This window comes from Micromonospora sp. WMMD964, from assembly GCF_029581455.1.
Taxonomy (GTDB): domain Bacteria; phylum Actinomycetota; class Actinomycetes; order Mycobacteriales; family Micromonosporaceae; genus Micromonospora.
On the sequence record NZ_CP120860.1, the window covers coordinates 5,942,886 to 5,959,581 of the forward strand.

General features: G+C 72.0%; 14 protein-coding genes. 5 read left to right on the forward strand and 9 right to left on the reverse strand.

Annotated features, from left to right (window positions below):
* Window positions 1-49: 49 nt before the first annotated feature.
* Window positions 50-1,228 carry an aminotransferase class I/II-fold pyridoxal phosphate-dependent enzyme gene (locus tag O7616_RS27015; protein ID WP_282304562.1) on the reverse strand — a complete coding sequence of 393 codons (1,179 nt, stop codon included), beginning with the start codon at window positions 1,226-1,228 and terminating at the stop codon, window positions 50-52.
* Between the two features lie 83 nt (window positions 1,229-1,311).
* Between O7616_RS27015 and O7616_RS27020 the strand changes: the two genes are divergently transcribed.
* Together O7616_RS27020 and O7616_RS27025 are read left to right on the forward strand one after the other, a co-directional pair.
* On the forward strand, window positions 1,312-1,791 hold the full coding sequence (locus O7616_RS27020; RefSeq protein WP_282304563.1) for an Lrp/AsnC family transcriptional regulator: 480 nt from the start codon (window positions 1,312-1,314) through the stop codon (window positions 1,789-1,791).
* A 12-nt stretch (window positions 1,792-1,803) separates the two neighbouring features.
* A complete protein-coding gene (locus O7616_RS27025) occupies window positions 1,804-2,847 on the forward strand; it encodes an LLM class flavin-dependent oxidoreductase (protein WP_282304564.1) in 1,044 nt (347 codons plus the stop codon).
* A gap of 200 nt (window positions 2,848-3,047) precedes the next feature.
* On the opposite strand, the gene O7616_RS27030 is transcribed toward O7616_RS27025, so the two are convergent.
* On the reverse strand, window positions 3,048-5,282 hold the full coding sequence (locus tag O7616_RS27030) for a cellulose binding domain-containing protein (protein ID WP_282304565.1): 2,235 nt from the start codon (window positions 5,280-5,282) through the stop codon (window positions 3,048-3,050).
* 244 nt (window positions 5,283-5,526) lie between these two features.
* On the opposite strand from O7616_RS27030, the gene O7616_RS27035 reads away from it, so the two are divergent.
* Entirely contained in the window at window positions 5,527-6,966 is a 1,440-nt protein-coding gene (locus O7616_RS27035; RefSeq protein WP_282304566.1) for a pyridoxal-dependent decarboxylase, read from the forward strand.
* A gap of 603 nt (window positions 6,967-7,569) precedes the next feature.
* Here O7616_RS27035 and O7616_RS27040 read toward each other — a convergent pair.
* Window positions 7,570-8,556, reverse strand: coding sequence for a sulfite exporter TauE/SafE family protein (locus O7616_RS27040; RefSeq protein ID WP_282304567.1), 987 nt, complete (start codon window positions 8,554-8,556; stop codon window positions 7,570-7,572).
* A 496-nt stretch (window positions 8,557-9,052) separates the two neighbouring features.
* Complete coding sequence (locus O7616_RS27045; RefSeq protein WP_088988497.1) at window positions 9,053-9,517, reverse strand: Rrf2 family transcriptional regulator; 465 nt, start codon at window positions 9,515-9,517, stop codon at window positions 9,053-9,055.
* A 584-nt stretch (window positions 9,518-10,101) separates the two neighbouring features.
* On the opposite strand from O7616_RS27045, the gene O7616_RS27050 reads away from it, so the two are divergent.
* Entirely contained in the window at window positions 10,102-10,737 is a 636-nt protein-coding gene (locus tag O7616_RS27050; RefSeq protein ID WP_282304568.1) for a YceI family protein, read from the forward strand.
* Between the two features lie 44 nt (window positions 10,738-10,781).
* Here the strand turns inward: O7616_RS27050 and O7616_RS27055 are convergent, their stop codons facing one another.
* The 4 genes from O7616_RS27055 to O7616_RS27070 all read right to left on the reverse strand — a co-directional run bounded on the left by O7616_RS27055 (window position 10,782) and on the right by O7616_RS27070 (window position 15,191).
* Window positions 10,782-11,666, reverse strand: a complete 885-nt coding sequence (locus O7616_RS27055; protein ID WP_282304569.1) for an acyl-CoA thioesterase II — start codon at window positions 11,664-11,666, stop codon at window positions 10,782-10,784.
* Complete coding sequence (gene pyk / locus O7616_RS27060) at window positions 11,663-13,111, reverse strand: pyruvate kinase (protein WP_282304570.1); 1,449 nt, start codon at window positions 13,109-13,111, stop codon at window positions 11,663-11,665. Before pyk ends, O7616_RS27055 begins: the two co-directional genes overlap by 4 nt.
* Window positions 13,112-13,316: 205 nt before the next feature.
* Window positions 13,317-14,693 carry an FAD-binding oxidoreductase gene (locus O7616_RS27065; RefSeq protein ID WP_282304571.1) on the reverse strand — a complete coding sequence of 459 codons (1,377 nt, stop codon included), beginning with the start codon at window positions 14,691-14,693 and terminating at the stop codon, window positions 13,317-13,319.
* Window positions 14,694-14,825: 132 nt separating this feature from the next.
* Complete coding sequence (locus tag O7616_RS27070) at window positions 14,826-15,191, reverse strand: YciI family protein (protein ID WP_282304572.1); 366 nt, start codon at window positions 15,189-15,191, stop codon at window positions 14,826-14,828.
* 174 nt (window positions 15,192-15,365) lie between these two features.
* On the opposite strand from O7616_RS27070, the gene O7616_RS27075 reads away from it, so the two are divergent.
* The gene (locus tag O7616_RS27075) at window positions 15,366-16,238 is read left to right on the forward strand and encodes an aldo/keto reductase (protein WP_282304573.1); all 873 of its coding nucleotides are present in this window, start codon (window positions 15,366-15,368) and stop codon (window positions 16,236-16,238) included.
* Between the two features lie 52 nt (window positions 16,239-16,290).
* Here O7616_RS27075 and O7616_RS27080 read toward each other — a convergent pair whose 3' ends face one another.
* Complete coding sequence (locus O7616_RS27080) at window positions 16,291-16,683, reverse strand: hypothetical protein (protein WP_282257694.1); 393 nt, start codon at window positions 16,681-16,683, stop codon at window positions 16,291-16,293.
* Window positions 16,684-16,696 lie beyond the last annotated feature (13 nt).

Consider the following 16,696-nt stretch of genomic DNA (forward strand, 5'->3'; position numbering starts at 1 on the left):
GGGTGGCGCGGGAGCGACGCGGGTGCTGGGCAACCGCGAGCTGCGCTGATCAGGCGATCGCGTCGAGCGCCCGGGCGAGGTCGGCGCGCAGGTCCTCGGGGTCTTCGAGACCGACCGAGAGGCGCAGCAGCGCGGCGTCGGGTTTCGCGTCGCCCTCGACCGGTCGGTGGGTGAGCGAGGCCGGGTGCTGGATGAGGGTGTCGACGCCGCCGAGCGAGACCGCGTGGGTGATGAGCTGGCAGGCGCCGGCGACGGTCGCCGCGGCGGGTGCGCCGCCGCGTACCTCGAAGGCGAGCAGGCTGCCGGGTCCGGCCATCTGGCGGCCGACCAGCGCCGCCGGGTCGTGCGTCGAGGGGTGGTGCACCCGGTGTACGGCGGGGTGGTCGGCGAGCCAGCCGGCGAGTTTCTCGGCGGTGGCCTGTTGGGCGCGGACCCGCAGTGGCAGGGTTTGCAGGCCGCGGTGCAGGAGGTAGCCGCCGAGCGGGTGCAGGATCGCGCCGGTGACCGCGCGGACCTGCCGTAGGCGCGCGGCCCAGTCGGCGTCGCAGGCGACGACACCGGCGAGCACGTCGCCGTGTCCGCCGATGCTCTTGGTGGCGCTGTGCAGGACGAGGGCGGCGCCGTGCCGGGCGGGTTGTTGCAGCACGGGGGTGGCGACGGTGTTGTCGACCAGCAGTGGGACGTCGCCGGCCTGCGCGGCGAGGGCGGCGATGTCGACCAGGTCGACTGTGGGGTTGGCGGGTGTCTCGACGACGACCAGGGCGGTGTCGGGTCGGATGGCGGCGGCGACCTCGTCGGGTCGCGCCCAGGTGACTGTGGTGCCGAGCAGCCCGCTGGCGAGGACGTGGTCGGTTCCGCCGTAGAGGGGGCGGACGGCGACGACGTGCCGGCGGTCGTCGCGGGTGGCGGCGAGCACGGTGGCGGTGAGGGCGGCCATGCCGCTGGCGAAGGCGACGGCCTGGGCGGTGCCCTCCAGTGCGGCGAGGGCGGTTTCGAAGCGGGCGACGGTGGGGTTCCAGAGCCGCTGGTAGACGGCGCTGCCGTCGGCGGGGAGGGTGCCGCCGGTGGCGAGCTGCTCGTATGCGGCGCCGCCGTCGTCGACCGAGGGCAGCGGGTTGGTGGTGGAGAGGTCGATGGGTGGCACGTGCACGCCGAGGGCGCGTAGGTCGTCGCGGCCGGCGTGTACGGCCCGGGTGTCCACCGTCGTCATGCCGGTAGCGTCGAACATCTACCAATGAACAGGCAATGCTTCGGCAGATCATTCTGTCGATCGGCCTGGTTTCGGTGGCGGGTTCGGGCGAGGATGGCCGAATGCCTCCTGAGCCGAACGATGTGCGGCCGTATCCGGCCCTGGACGAGGTGGACCGCGCGATCCTCGCCGAACTGGCCGCGGACGGTCGCCTGCCGAACAACGCCCTCGCCGAGCGGGTGGGGGTCGCGCCGTCGACGTGCCTGACCCGTACCCGGGCGCTGCGTGAGCGGGGCGCGATCCGTGGTTTCCACGCGGAGGTGGATCCGGCCGCGCTCGGTCTGCCGTTGCAGGCGTTGGTGTCGGTACGGCTGACCGCGCACGAGCGGGCGGCGGTGGACGCGTTCCGGGCCCGGTCGGTGCGACTGCCGGGGGTGGTGTCGGTGTTCCACGTGGCCGGCGCGGACGACTACGTGCTGCACGTGCGGGCGGCGTCCGGTGACGCGTTACGGGACTTCGTGCTGGATCACCTGGCTGTCGATCCGGTGGTGCAGCACACCCAGACCAGCCTGATCTTCGAGCAGGCGCGCGGGATGGGTTGACCGGCGGTTGGAATGAACGGGCAGGCCGGGGAGTTGGCACCCCGTGTGATCACCGTACCGTTGTCTGTTCTTGATCTTGCTCCGGTCGCCAAGGGCACCACCGTCGGCGCGGCCCTGGAGGCCACCACCGAGCTGGCGCGACGCACCGAGGAACTGGGCTACCACCGGTTCTGGGTGGCCGAGCACCACAACATGCCGGCGATCGCCAGCTCGGCTCCGGCGGTGCTGCTGGCCCACCTCGCCGCGAACACCTCGACGATCCGCCTCGGTTCTGGTGGGGTGATGTTGCCCAACCACGCGCCGCTGGTGGTGGCCGAGCAGTTCGGCACCCTCGAAGCGCTGCACCCCGGTCGGATCGACCTGGGCATCGGCCGGGCGCCGGGCACCGACCAGGTGACCGCGCTGGCGTTGCGGCGCACCATGGAGGGCCTGTCCGCGGAGCACTTCCCGCGCGAGCTGGCGGACCTGATGAACTACTTCAGCGGGGAGAAGCCGGGGCAGATCATCGCCATGCCGGGTCGGGGTGCGCAGCCGGCCGTGTGGCTGCTCGGCTCCAGCGGCTTCAGCGCCCAACTCGCCGGGCTGCTCGGTCTGCCGTTCTCGTTCGCGCACCACTTCAGCTCGGCGAACACCCTGCCGGCGCTCGCCCTGTACCGCCAGCACTTCCGGCCGTCGCAGTGGTTGGACAAGCCGTACGCGATGGTGGCGGTCAACGCGGTGTGCGCCGAGACCGACGAGCGGGCCGAGTGGCTGGCCGGGCCGAGCGCGTTGTCGTTCCTGAAGCTGCGCTCCGGGCGGCCCGAGCCGCTGTCGACGCCCGACGAGGCGGCGGCGTACCCGTACTCCGAGTTCGAGAGGGAGTTCGTCCTGCAACGCCGCGACGGGCAGGCGATGGGCTCACCGGAGACGGTACGCCGGCAGCTGACCGAGCTGGTGGAGCGCACCGGCGCGGACGAGCTGATGCTGACCACGCTCGTGTACGACGTCGCCGACCGGGTGCGGTCGTACGAGCTGATCGCCGAGCAGGTGGCGGGCGGTCTGCGCCGGACGGCGTGAAACACGATCTTCACGTCAGCGTCACCCCGCCGACCCCGACGGTGCCTAATGTTGGTTCCGGTGGTGGTACGGCACTCTCGGTCGGGACGGGTCGAGAGTGCCGCGGTGTGGCGCACCGGGCCGGAGCTGAGCGGATTCCGCGGCTGCGGCCCGGTGCCTGCCACCTTAGGCGACCCGGTCCGGGACCGCCAGGGGTCAGATCAGCGTAGGTGGATGTTCGGCGTGGGCGGGGTGCTGCCCATCCCGTTGCCGATGAAGAACCCTGGGTGCGGCGGCTGGTTGTAGGCGGTGTTCTGCCAGGCGATGGCCACCCGGTACTGCGGGTCGTGCATCAGGGTGTAGAGCCGGACGCTGGTCGGGGTGGGTGTGCTGTAGATGCGCAACGCCCGGCTGTCGGTGGTCCGCCAGATCACCTCTTCGCGCCAGTCACCGAGGATGTCGCCGGAGAGCGCCGGCGTGGACTTGGTGCCGTTGTTGGAGGCCACCCCGCTGCCGTCGAGCAGCCGGGTCTCGCCGCCGGTGCCGTACTTGTCGATCTTCGTGCCGTCCAGCAGTTCCCGCACCGGGTCGCCGTCCCACCAGGCGAGGAAGTTCGCCGACGACGGCTTACGGCCGATGTTCTGCCCCCTGGTGTCGGCCAGCCCGGAGGCCGCCGACGACCACGACTCCGCCCCAGGGCTGCCCGCCCAGATGTCCGCCGAGACACCCCGACCGTTGTCCCCGGAGGCCGGCGTGGACCAGAGCACCTGACCGGTACGGGCGTCGGCGAAGTAGGAGCTGGGCTTGCTGCCGTCCTCGTCGACCTTGAACACCTCCAGGCCGGAGCGGCTCGGGTCGAGGTCCCCGACGTGCAGGGCGTCGCCGTGCCCGTTGCCGGTGGAGTGCAGGAGCCGACCGTTGTCGTCGATGGTGGCCGCGCCGTACACGATCTCCTGACGGCCGTCGCCGTCGACGTCGGCGACGGAGAGCTGGTGGTTGCCCTGACCGGCGGCGGCGCCGTTACCCGACGAGTTCGAGTCGAACGTCCAGCGCTTGGTCAGCGTGCCGTTGCGGAAGTCCCAGGCCGCGATCACCGCACGCGTGTAGTAACCCCTGGCCATGATCAGTGAAGGGCGCTGCCCGTCCAGGTACGCGGTGCCGGCGAGGAAGCGGTCCACCCGGTTGCCGTACGAGTCGCCCCAGGACGACACGGTGCCGCGCGGCGGATCGTAGGCGACCGTGGAGAGGATCGCGCCGGTCTGACCGTTGAACATGGTCAGGTACTCCGGGCCGCTGAGCACGTAACCGCTGGAGTTGCGGTGGTCCGCCGACGAGGACCCGATGACCTGACCGGTGCCGGAACGGGTGCCGTCGGCGGTCTTCATGGCCACCTCGGCGCGGCCGTCACCGTCGTAGTCGTACACCTGGAACTGGGTGTAGTGGGCGCCCGCCCGGATGTTGCGGCCGAGGTCGACCCGCCACAGCCGGGTGCCGGTGAGGGTGTATGCGTCCACGTAGACGTTGCCGGTGTAGCCGGACTGGGAGTTGTCCTTGGCGTTCGACGGATCCCACTTGAGCACGATCTCGTAGGTGCCGTCACCGTTCAGGTCACCGACCGAGGCGTCGTTGGCGCTGTACGTGTAACTCTCGCCGCTGGGCGTGCTGCCGCCGGCCGGAACCTGCAACGGCACGTCCAGGTAACCCGCGCCGAACTGCAGCGCCGGTGCCGACGCCGCCTGCTCGACACCGCCGACGACGGCCCGCACGGTGTACGCCGAGCCGGCCGCCGCGCCGCTGTCGAGGTAGTTGGTGGCGCCGGTGATCGGGCTGGCGTTGACCCTGGTCGAGCCCCGGTAGAGGTGGAACGACACGGCGGAGTTCTCGGTGCCGAGCAGCCGCCAGGAGACCAGGTTTCCGCCGCCGGAGCGGACGCTGATCAGGCCCCGGTCCAGGTTCTCCATCTGCAGTCCCCCGCTGGTCGGGGGCGGCGTGGTGGGCGGTGGCGTGGTCGGCGGCGGGGTGGTCGGCTCGTCGGTGGGTGGGGCGCCGGTGCAGGTGGTGCCGTTGAGCGCGAAGCTGCCGGGCACCGGGTTGCTGCCCGTCCACGAACCGTTGAAGCCGAACGAGGCGGAGCCGTTCGTGGCGAGGCTCGCGTTGTGGTCGACGTTGCGGGCGGTGACCCGGGCGCCGGACTGCGTGACGGTGGCGTTCCACGCCTGGGTGACCTGCTGGCCGGCGGCGTACGACCAGGTGAGGGCCCACCCGTTGACCGGGTCGCCGAGGTTGGTGACGGCGACGTTGGCACTGAAGCCGCCCTGCCACTGGTTCGTGATCTGGTAGTCGACGCGGCAGCCGACGGCCGCGGCCGAGGCGGCGACCGTGGCGAGGGTGCCGGCCACGACGGCGGCGGCCGTCGTACCGGCGAGCAGGATCAGCCGATGTCTGGACGGGTGCATGAGCTGCCTCCGGGGATCCGGTGACGACCGCTGTGGCCCACTGGCCCGGCCCGGGGAGCACAGTGGATCGGCCCGGCCGCGGCGGCGGCGGACGGCGGTCTGATCGGGGGGTGAACGCCCTGGAACTCACGGATCCGACTCAAGCCGCATCGTAGGGCAAGCGCTTTCCGCTTCGCAATATCGACGCACGTCACCGCGATTCCGGGTCTTGCGCCCACGATCGATGCCTGATCAACTCGTTGGGGTGACCGCTGCACACATGGACCCCGACGAGTTCCGCCGCGCCGGCCACGCCGTCGTCGACTGGATCGCCGACTACTGGGCGACAGTCGGGCAACGGCCGGTCGCCCCGTCCGACCCGCCCGGCACTGTCGCCGCCGCCCTCCCCACCACCCCACCCACCACCGGCGGCGAACCGGTCGAGGCGCTCCTCGCCGACCTGGACGCGATCGTCGTACCGGGGCTGACCCACTGGCAGCACCCCAGCTTCTTCGGCTACTTCCCGGCCAACACCTCCGGCCCCAGCGTGCTCGGCGACCTGGTCAGCTCCGGGCTCGGCGTGCAGGGCATGCTGTGGGCGGCCAGTCCGGCCTGCACCGAACTGGAAACGGTGGTGATGGACTGGCTGGCGCACCTGCTGGACCTGCCGCAGCGATTCCGTTCCACCGGCAGCGGCGGCGGCGTCATCCAGGACTCCGCCTCCTCAGCCACCCTGGTCGCCACCCTCGCCGCTCTGCACCGGGCCAGCGGGGGCCGCTGGCGCGACACCGGCATCGACCGACGCTACCGCGCCTACACGTCCACCCACGGGCACTCCTCCATCGAGAAGGCCGTCCGGATCGCCGGACTGGGCAGCGACGGGATCCGCACGATCGACGTGGACCCGGACACCCAGGCGATGCTGCCCGCCGCGCTACGCGCCGCCATCGAAGCCGACCTCGCCGCCGGGGACGTACCGGCCGTCGTGGTGGCCACCATCGGCACCACCTCCACCACCGCCGTCGACCCGATACCGGAGATCGGGGCCATCTGCGCGGAGTACGGCATCTGGCTGCACGTCGACGCCGCGTACGCGGGCGCCGCCGCCGTCTGCCCCGAACTGCGGTGGTCACACGCCGGCCTGGAGTACGCCGATTCGTACTGCTTCGACCCACACAAGTGGCTGCTCACCGGCTTCGACTGCGACGCGTTCTGGGTGGCCGACCGGGCCGAGCTGATCGAGGCACTGACCGTGCTTCCGGAATTCCTCCGCAACGCGGCCTCCGACTCCGGCGCGGTGATCGACTACCGCGACTGGCAGGTGCCGCTGGGCCGACGCTTCCGGGCCCTGAAGCTGTGGTTCGTGCTGCGCTGGTACGGCGCCGAAGGACTGCAGGCACACATCCGCTCCGGCGTGCGGCTCGCCGCACGATTCGCCGAACAGGTTCGCTCCGACGACCGGTTCGAGCTGGCGGCCGCGCACCCGTTCGCGCTTGTCTGCTTCCGGCTACGCGCCGACGACGACGTCAACGCCGCACTGCTGACCTCGGTGAACGCCACCGGCCGCGTCCACCTGACGCACACCCGAATCGCCGGCCGCTACACGCTGCGGATGGCCATCGGCTCCCCGCAGACCACCGACAAGCACGTCGACGACGCCTGGACCCTGCTCGCCACCACGGCCCAGGATCTACTCAACCCCTGACCCGCGCCCCGCCCCCCGCAGACACCCCGCTCCGCGCCGCGCCGCCCTGCGCCCCGCGCCCCGCGCCCCGCGCCCCGCGCCCCGCGCCCCGCGCCCCGCGCCCCGCGCCCCGCGCCCCGCGCCCCGCGCCCCGCGCCCCGCGCCCCGCGCCCCGCGCCCCGCGCCCCGCGCCCCGCGCCCAAGATCCTCACAACATCAGGGATGTTGCTGCCTCAGACACGCGGGAAACAGCAACATCCCTGATGTTGCGCGGATCTTGACCACGAACCCGTCGCGCGGCCGACCGGGAGCGGGTCGAACGCCGGCAGCCGTCAAGGTCATGCTCGAACCAGGATGTAGTGGCCACGAAGCGCCGGGATACCACTACATCCTGGATCTTGCCCGATCTTGGCGAGGAGCGCCTGGCGGAAAGGTCAGCCGTGACCATTGGGGCCCGGTGACGGGTGCGCCCGTCGACCGAGCACGCGGGCGGGGACGAGCGCGGGGACAGGGACGGGCACGCGGGCGGGGACGAGCGCGGGGACAGGGACGGGCACGCGGGCGGGGACGAGCGCGGGGACAGGGACGGGCACGCGGTCACGGGCACGCGGGTGGGGGTGGGGTTCAGCGTGGGTGAGGCGTACCCGATGGGGTCAGATCGGCCGGGACCACGACGGCGGCGGCAGCGCCGACGAGGGCGGCCGGGGCGGGCGCGGAAGAGGCGTTCGCCGCCGCGGCTTCCTCGGCGCGGGCCTGCCGGGTTCGGCGCAGGGCCCGCACGGCCAGCACCAGGGCGGCAAGCCAGCCGACGGCCAGCAGTGCGTACAGGGTGGGGCGGACAGGTCCGTCGAGTTCGGCGGAACGGATCAGGGTGCGGGCATTGGTCAACACGATCACGCCGCCGATCGCCGCGCCGAGCAGTTGGGCGGGCACGATTCGTACCAGCCAGGCCGCCAGCGGGGCGGCGATGAGTCCGCCGACCAGCAGCGCGGCGACGGTGGGTAGCAGGAACCCCTCGGTGCCCAGCCCGATGAGGAACCCGACACTGGCCGCGCCGGCCACGACGAACTCGGCGGTGTCCACCGAGCCGATCACCTTGCGGGGCTCCATGCGGCCGGACACCAGCAGCGCCGGGGTGGCCACCGGGCCCCACCCACCGCCGCCGGTCGCGTCGACGAAGCCGGCGACCAGGCCGAGTGGGCCGAGAAAGCGACCGCGGAGCCGCCCGCCGACCCGACCGGTGCGCAGCGGTCGGGCGAAGCGGACCAGCAGGTACGCGCCGAGGGCGAAGAGGATGCCGGCCATCCACGGCGCGGCGGCCTCGGTGGAGATCGAGCTGAGCAGGGTGGCGCCGGCGAAGGCCCCGATCGCGCCGGGCAGGGCGATGCGGGTCACCACTCGCCAGTCGACGTTGCCGAACCGCCAGTGAGCGACCCCGGCGGCGAGCGTGGTGCCGATCTCGGCCAGGTGCACCGACGCCGAGGCGGCAGCCGGGGCGACTCCGGCGACCAACAGCAGCGTGGACGAGGTCAGCCCGTACGCCATGCCGAGCGAACCATCGATCAACTGCGCGACGAGCCCGACCAGAGCGAGGACCAGTAGCTTGCGCACGAGCGCCCCCTGACTTTTCGGTATCTCCTATCGACTTGGTCGACAATGCGGCACGGGGCAGCCAGGGTCAAGCCCCCGATCGGTGGATGGGACGCCGACGTGTGGCGCACGCCGACACCTGGCGCACGCCGACACCTGGCGCACGCCGACACCTGGCGCACACCGACGCCTGGCGCACGCCGACGTAACCCTCTTGGTCACCGATGCGGGCGAGCGGTCGGCTCTCGCCCGCATCGATCTGGGTCTGCGGGGCAGGACTGATCGCGCAGGACCACCGCGCGACACAGCGCAGGCGCGGCGATCTCCGTCGCCTCGACCACCAAAACGTCTCACCACCGGGAGATCTTGGACAGTTTCCGTTCGCGCTGAACGGAAACTGTCCAAGATCTCGCCTGAGCCACGCCGGTCGGTGTGTCGGAACGGCGCCAGAGCCGGTCGGCGCGGACCCTAGCCGACCTAAGGACACCATCGCGCCCTGGTGGGGAACGGGCGAAGCTCAGGTCCAGGCGCGCGGGTCGGCTACCAACTCGGTGACCCGTGCGGGCAGGGTGCCTGCGGCCACGTCGGCGACGCTCACCAGTTCGAGGATTTCGCGTTCGCTCGCCCGCAGCGCGATCCAGACTTCCTGCAGCGCCCGGGCCGGGCCGTGGTAGCCGAGTTGTTCCGGGCGCTGCCCGCGTACGTGTGCGAGGGGCCCGTCGATCACCCGGATGACCTCGGCGAGGGAGATCTCCTCGGCGGGGCGGGCCAGCCAGTAGCCGCCCTCCGGGCCACGCTGGGCGTGCACGATGCCGCCGCGCCGCAGCTGGAGCAGGATGCTCTCCAGGAACTTCGGTGGGATCTCCTGAGCTCGAGCGATCTGGTCGGCGGTGACCGGGCGGCCGCGCCCGGGACCGCTGGCCGTCGCGGCGAGTTCGGCGGCCGCGCGGAGGGCGTAGTCGACCCGGGCGGAGAGGCGCATGCCGGCAAGGTTAGTCGCTGGTCAACCAGGCGGGCGGGCGACCCTCGGCCGATCGGACACACACCGATCGGAACGGACGCCGGTCGGGCGCTCCGCGGTCGCTGCCGGGAACCGATGAGAGGCCCCGCCGGGCAGCGGCGACGGCCACCGCTGGGGACGCGCAGTACACCCACCACAGCCACCACCAAAGACGCGCGCAGTACACCCACCACAGCCACCACCAAAGACGCGCGCAGAACACTGACTACAGCCACCGCCCGGGATGCGCGGAATCCCCGGCCGAGGCCACCGCCGGGGACGCGCCCATAACACCGACCACAGCCACGCGCGGAAACCCCGTCGACGGCCACCGTCGGGGACGCGCGCAGCACACCGGCCGAGGCCACCGCCGGGGACGCGTGAGCTGCCTCATGATCCACCGAACGGTGGGGGCCGAAATGCGGTTCGGGAGCCTCCTTATGCTGGGCGGGAGTACGACTGCCTGGCCGTTTACCCGACCGCCGGCAAGATATTGATAAACGCCCGGGCATCCTCGGGGGGAAGGCACCACGATGACCGATACCGCGACACGTACCTGGGATGGCATGACCATCCCGGTGGCCGGCACCTATCTTCTCGATCAGGCGCACAAGCGGATCGGTTTCCTGTCCCGGCACATGATGGTGAGCCCGGTACGCGGCGAGTTCGCCGAGGCCAGCGCACAGGTCTTCGTGGCGGAGGATCCGCTGCTCTCCTCGGTCACGGCGACCATCATGTCGGCCAGCATCACCACCGGGAGCGGTGACCGGGACACGCATCTCAAGAGCGCCGACTTCCTCGACGTGGAGCGTTATCCCACCCTCGAATATCGAAGCACCGGCATCAAATGGCAGGGCAACGACAACCCGATATTCCAGTGGGCCCGGCTGCGCAACCACCGGCTGGGCGGACGAGGCCGCAGTCACATTGTTCCGCCGCAGTCCGACGGCATTCCCGGACGATTCGTCCTCACCGGTGAGTTGACGGTGAAGGGGATCACCCGGGCGGTGGACCTGGAGGTGAACTTCGGCGGCGCACGTCAGGATCCGTACGGGCAGAACATCTTCGGGTTCAGCGCGACGGCCGAGATCAACCGTGAGGACTACGGTCTGCTGTGGAACGTCGTCCTGGAGAGCGGCGGGGTGCTGGTCGGTAAGACGGTGCAGATCGAGATCGCCGGCGAGGCGATCCACCAGGGCTGACTCTCGTCATCCCCGCCAGGGGCCGGGCGGGGATGACGAGGGCGTCAGGCGCCGACGCGGCGCAGCAGACCCTCCTGGACGGCGCTGGCGATCTGCTGGCCGTCGGTGGTGAACATCCGGCCGGTGGCCAGCCCGCGGGCCCCGGACGCCGACGGACTCAGGCAGTCGTAGAGGAACCACTCGTCGGCGCGAAAGGGCCGGTGGAACCACAGGGCGTGGTCCAGGCTCGCGCCGACGAGCCCGCCCGGGCCCCACACCTCACCGTGCGCGGAGAGCACCGAGTCGAGCAGGGTGAGATCCGAGGCGTAGGTGAGCGCGCAGGCGTGCAGCAGCGGATCGTCGGGCAGTTTGCCGTCGATGCGCATCCAGACCCGCTGGTGCGGGTCGGCGGGCCGGTCACCGGGGCGCACCCAGCCGGGCTCCCCCACGTAACGCACGTCGATCGGTCGCGGGATCTGACCCCAGATGCCGAGCCGCTCCGGGTAGCGGGCGAGCCGGTCGGCCATCGTCGGCACATCCTGCGGCAGGGGTACGTCCAGCGGGGCGGTGACCTGGTGGTCCAGCCCCTCCTCGGCCCGCTGGAACGACGCCGACATGAAGAAGATCGGCTTGCCGTGCTGGAGTGCGACCGAGCGGCGGACCGAGAACGACCGTCCGTCGCGGATGTTCTCCACCTGGTACTCGATCGGTTCGACCGGGTCACCGGGGCGGACGAAGTAGCCGTGCAGGGAGTGCACGAACCGCTCCGGGTCGACGGTGCGGCCCGCGGCGACCAGGGCCTGACCGGCGACCTGGCCGCCGTACACCCGTTGCGGACCGACCGGGGGGCTCATCCCCCGGAAGGTCATCTCGCCGGTCGGGTCGAGGTCCAGCACTTCCAGGAGCTGGTCCACGGCGGCCTGGCCGACCGCGACCCGACCGTCGCTCACTGCAGGGCCCGCGCCGACGCCGCGTCGACCAGCGAACCGAGCTGGTGTACGCGCAGCGTGTTGGTCGAGCCGGGGGTGCCGGGCGGGCTGCCCGCCACGATCACCACGTAGTCACCGGGGTTGGCCCGGTTGAGGCCGAGCAGCGCCTGGTCGACCTGACGGAACATGTCGTCGGTGTGCTGCACGAACGGCATCAGGAAGGTCTCCACGCCCCAGGTGAGGGCGAGCTGGTCGCGCACCTCGGGGACCGGCGTGAAGGCCAGCAGCGGCAGGTCGCAGTGCAGGCGGGACAGCCGTCGGACGGTGTCGCCGGTCTGCGAGAAGGCGACCAGCGCCTTGGCGTTGATGGCCCGGGCGATCGACGAGGCGGCGACGGTGAGTGCGCCACCGTGGGTACGCGGGTCGTGCTGCAGGCGGGGAACGCCGATCGAGCCGGACTCGGTGGTCGTCACGATCTTGGCCATGGTGCTGACGGTCAGCACCGGGTACTTGCCGACGCTGGTCTCGCCGGAGAGCATCACGGCGTCCGCGCCGTCGAGCACGGCGTTGGCGACGTCGGAGGCCTCCGCGCGGGTGGGGCGGGAATTCTCGATCATGGAGTCGAGCATCTGGGTGGCCACGATGACCGGCTTGGCGTTCTCCCGGCACAGCTGCACGGCGCGCTTCTGCACCAGGGGGACCTGGTCCAGCGGCATCTCGACGCCGAGGTCACCGCGGGCGACCATGACGCCGTCGAAGGCCAGCACGATGGCCTCGAGCTCGTCCACCGCCTCCGGCTTCTCGACCTTGGCCAGCACCGGGCGGAACACGCCCTCCTCGGCCATGATGCCGTGCACGAGCTTGATGTCCTCCGCCGAGCGGACGAAGGAGAGCGCGACCAGGTCGACGCCGAGCCCGAGGGAGAAGCGCAGGTCCTCGGCGTCCTTGTCCGACATGGCGGGCACGCTGACCGCCACGTTGGGCAGCGAGACGCCCTTGTTGTTGGAGACCGGGCCACCCTCGGTGACGAGGCAGCGGATGTCGTTGCCGGTGACGTCGCTGACCTCGACGGCGACGCGGCCGTCGTCGATCAGCAGCCGGTCACCGGGCTTCACCTCGTGCGGCAGCTTGGTGTAGGTGCAGGAGACCCGCTCCTTGGTGCCGAGGATGTCGTCGCCGGTGATCACGACCGAGTCGCCGGTGCGCCACTCGTGCGGGCCGTCGGCGAACTTGCCGAGGCGGATCTTGGGGCCCTGGAGGTCGGCGAGGACGGCCACCGGCTTACCTGCCGCCTCGGACGCCTCCCGGACCAGTCGATAGACCGCCGCGTGGTCGGCGTGGCTGCCGTGGCTGAAGTTGAGCCTCGCCACGTTCATGCCGGCCTCGACGAGACCCCGGATGCGCTCCGGGGACGAGGTGGCGGGACCAAGAGTGCAGACGATCTTCGCGCGGCGTGTCACGCCCATCAGGCTAGTCTCTCCTTCAGGTCGGACTCGGGACCGACCCATTGCAGGCAGCGGAACATGTGTCCAACGACGCGCGGCGCGCGTCGGGCCGACGGGCGGAACCACGCCGGGAACGTTGTGGCGACGGGCAACAGCGACCGCGCGCCGGGAATCGTACGCCTCCGGTGACGTGCGCTGTCGGGGTGCTCCCGGCGGCGGCCTGCCATCAGTGCGCCGACGGGGGCAGGGTGGGCACCGCGGTGAGCAGCTCACGGGGGTCGTAACGGTGCTTGGCGCGGCGCAGCCGCGGCCAGTTCGCGCCGTAGGCGAGCCGGACCCGGTCGGTCTCCTCGGGGGCGAGCAGGTTCGGGTAACCGCCGGGCAGGGCGTGCGGGGCGAGCCCCGTCGAGGTGCGCTCGGCCCAGTCACGGTGCGGTTCGGCCCGCTCGCCGGGCGCCCACACCGCGATGATCTCGGCGAGCAGGTGCTCGGTGCGCAGCCCGAACGCCGTGTCGGCCCGCCGGACCCGGGTGGCCGCACCGTGGAAGTGGTGCACGGCCAGCGCGGAGAACGGCGAGCTGACCTGCCGGGCGGCGTCGACGACCACGTCCACGGCGCGGTCGGTGAGCGCGGGAAGCCAGCGGGTGCGCAGCAGGTAGTGGTTGCCGTCGACCATTCCGCCGTCGAACATCCGGAGGGCGTCCGCGTACGGCATCGGGGCGATCTGGTCGACCAGCGGGGTGCCCAGGGCGCGCAGTCGGTCCATCCACGGCAGCCCGGCGTCCAGGTCCGGGCCGCTGTGGAAGGGGCAGACGAAGATCACCGGTTCGCCGGCCGGGCCGGGCAGGAAACCGGTCATCACGGTCAGCTCGTCCGGGGCCTCGGCGACCAGCGCGCCGTAGCCGCGCAGCACATCCGGCGCCTCGGCCAGCGGAAACATGATCATGCCGGCCAGCACGGCGGGCAGCCGGTGCGCCCGGAAGCGCAGCTCGGTCACGATGCCGAGGTTCCCGCCACCGCCGCGCAACGCCCAGTACAGCTCGGCGTCGTGCCGGGCGTCGGCGGTGACCCGACGGCCGTCGGCGAGGACCACCTCCGCGCCGAGCAGGTTGTCCACGGTCAGCCCGAACCGGCCGCCCAGCGGGCCGTACCCGCCGGCGAGGCTGAGCCCGGCCATGCCCACGGCGTCGACCACACCGGTGGGCACCACCAGGTCGTACGGGCGGGCGGCGGCGAGCAGCCCGGCGGCCGTGGTGCCGCCGCCGACCGTCACCGTGGCCGAGTCCGGGTCCACCCGGACGGCCCGCAACCCGGTCAGGTCGAGCACCAGCCCGCCGTCGCGCAGGGCCCGACCGGCCCAGTCGTGCCCGCCGGAGCGGACCGACAGGGGCAGGTGGCACCGGGCGGCGATGCGGACGGCGTCGGCCACCTCGTCGGCGTCCCGGCAGTGCGCGACCAGGGCGGGCGCGCGCTGGACCGCGCCGTTCCAGAGCCGGGTGGTGGTGGCGTACTCGGGATCGCCCGGCTCGTGCAGCCGGTCGCCGAGCAGGGCCCGCAGTCGGGCGGTGGCCGTCGCGACATCACCGGTGGCGGCGGAGCTCATGGCGACTCCTCGACCGGGGCCGATCGATGGCTCCGGGTGCGCCCCGGCGGCGGCCCTCGCTGGGGGCGACCGTAGCACCGCAGGGCCGCCGAGCGCCGTCACCATCACGACAGCCGCCGATTGACCGGCCAGTCAGCTCCCGGCCTTGACCAGCGGAAACTCCAGAGACCCGGCCGGGCAGAGGAAGGTCAGCACGTCCACCCGGTACAGCCCGGCCTGCACCGCCGGGTCGGCCTCCAGCACGCTGCGCACGTCCTCGACGCTGCCGGTGCGGGCGAGCCCGAAGCCGATCGGGGGCTCCGGGTTGCTCGTCGTTCCGTCGATCGAGCCGGAGACCAGGATGATGCCGCGTCGCTGCAACGCCTGCATGTGCTCGGCGTGTTCGGCCTGCAACCGCTGCACGGTCTCGGCGGGCAGCACCCGCCCGGCCGCGCCGGGGTAGAGCACGATGCACTCGTACGTGTCGAGCGCGAAGTCGACCTGCGGCGCTCCCGCCATGGGTGCTCCCTTCGCCGTCGCACCGGTTCGCACCGGCCCTGGTCAGCGTCGCACGTACGCGGTGGCGGTACCCGTCGCTTCCGGGCAACCGGCGTCGGCGGGCAGGTGACGTGTCCGGCCACACAGTCGGTGGACCGGCGGTGTCACGGCCGGATTCCAGGGGATGATCTGCCCATGGCGACAAACATCAGTGAGCAGCCCGCTAAGGCGTCCGGCACGTACCGCATCGGTGGCGACGTCACCGTCAATCGGCTCGGCTACGGGGCGATGCAGATCACCGGTCCGGGTGTCTGGGGAGACCCGAAGGACCCGGCGGAGGCGGTCCGGGTGCTGCGCCGCGCGGTCGAGCTGGGCGTGACGTTCATCGACACCGCCGACTCGTACGGGCCGTTCGTCTCGGAGTTGCTGATCCGGGAGGCCCTGCACCCGTACGCCGACGACCTGGTCATCGCGACCAAGGGTGGGTTCACCCGGTCCGGGCCGGGCGACTGGCGGGTGGTGGGCCGCCCGGAGTACCTGCGTCAGCAGTGTGAGCTGAGCCTGCGCCACCTCGGCCTGGACAGCATCCCGCTCTACCAGCTGCACCGGATCGACCCGCAGGTGCCGCTCGCCGACCAACTCGGTGAGCTGGCGCTGTTGCGGCAGGAGGGCAAGATCCAGCACATCGGCTTGTCCGAGGTGAGCGTCGCGCAGATCGAGGAGTCCCGGGCGATCACCACGATCGCGTCGGTGCAGAACCTGTACAACCTCGCCAACCGCAGCGCCGAGGACGTGCTGGAGTACTGCGAGCGCAACGACCTCGCGTTCATCCCGTGGTACCCGATCGCCACCGGGGAGCTGGCCCGTCCGGGCGGCCCGCTGGACGCGATCTCCACCGCGCACGGCGCGTCGCCCGCTCAGCTCGCGCTGGCCTGGCTGCTGCGCCGCTCGCCGGTGATGCTGCCGATCCCCGGTACGTCGTCGGTGGCGCACCTGGAGGAGAACGTGGGCGCGGCCGACGTGCGGCTCACCGACGACGAGTTCGAGGCGCTCGCCAAGGCGAGCTGACCCCCGCGCCGGTCCGGGCGCCGCCGACACCGAGCCACCGGACGCCGCCGACTCAGTCGGCGGCGTCCGGACCGGGCTCCCGGGCGGCCCGCAGCGCCTCGGTCGCCTGAGCCAGCAGGCGCGCGGAGTCGGTGCGTCCGCTCACCTGGAGTTCCACCTCGGTGTCCCCCGTCTGGATCCGGATGCTGGCCTCGGTGCGCTGCTGGTCGACCCAGGTCTGCAACAGGTTGAACAGACCGGGCAGCAGGCCCTGGGCCAGCACCGCGATGATCACCGCGTCGCTGAAACCGGGTCGGCCTCCACCGCCGCCGGCCTGGCGGACCACCGGCCGGTACTCCGGGCGGCGGTGGATCCAGGTCAGCAGGTCGACCGACGGCTGCTGTCGCTGCCGGGGGTTGATGGTCAGCCGCACGGGCAGCCGGGCCGCGGCGTCGCTGTCGGTCACGGTGGGTCTCCCG

Excerpts from the sequence above, each read along its gene's own strand:
- O7616_RS27015 (WP_282304562.1), bottom strand. The coding sequence starts at position 1,228 with ATGTTCGACGCTACCGGCATGACGACGGTGGACACCCGGGCCGTACAC.
- O7616_RS27020 (WP_282304563.1), top strand. The coding sequence starts at position 1,312 with ATGCCTCCTGAGCCGAACGATGTGCGGCCGTATCCGGCCCTGGACGAG.
- O7616_RS27025 (WP_282304564.1), top strand. The coding sequence starts at position 1,804 with ATGAACGGGCAGGCCGGGGAGTTGGCACCCCGTGTGATCACCGTACCG.
- O7616_RS27030 (WP_282304565.1), bottom strand. The coding sequence starts at position 5,282 with ATGCACCCGTCCAGACATCGGCTGATCCTGCTCGCCGGTACGACGGCC.
- O7616_RS27045 (WP_088988497.1), bottom strand. The coding sequence starts at position 9,517 with ATGCGCCTCTCCGCCCGGGTCGACTACGCCCTCCGCGCGGCCGCCGAA.
- O7616_RS27050 (WP_282304568.1), top strand. The coding sequence starts at position 10,102 with ATGACCATCCCGGTGGCCGGCACCTATCTTCTCGATCAGGCGCACAAG.
- pyk (WP_282304570.1), bottom strand. The coding sequence starts at position 13,111 with ATGGGCGTGACACGCCGCGCGAAGATCGTCTGCACTCTTGGTCCCGCC.
- O7616_RS27065 (WP_282304571.1), bottom strand. The coding sequence starts at position 14,693 with ATGAGCTCCGCCGCCACCGGTGATGTCGCGACGGCCACCGCCCGACTG.
- O7616_RS27070 (WP_282304572.1), bottom strand. The coding sequence starts at position 15,191 with ATGGCGGGAGCGCCGCAGGTCGACTTCGCGCTCGACACGTACGAGTGC.
- O7616_RS27075 (WP_282304573.1), top strand. The coding sequence starts at position 15,366 with ATGGCGACAAACATCAGTGAGCAGCCCGCTAAGGCGTCCGGCACGTAC.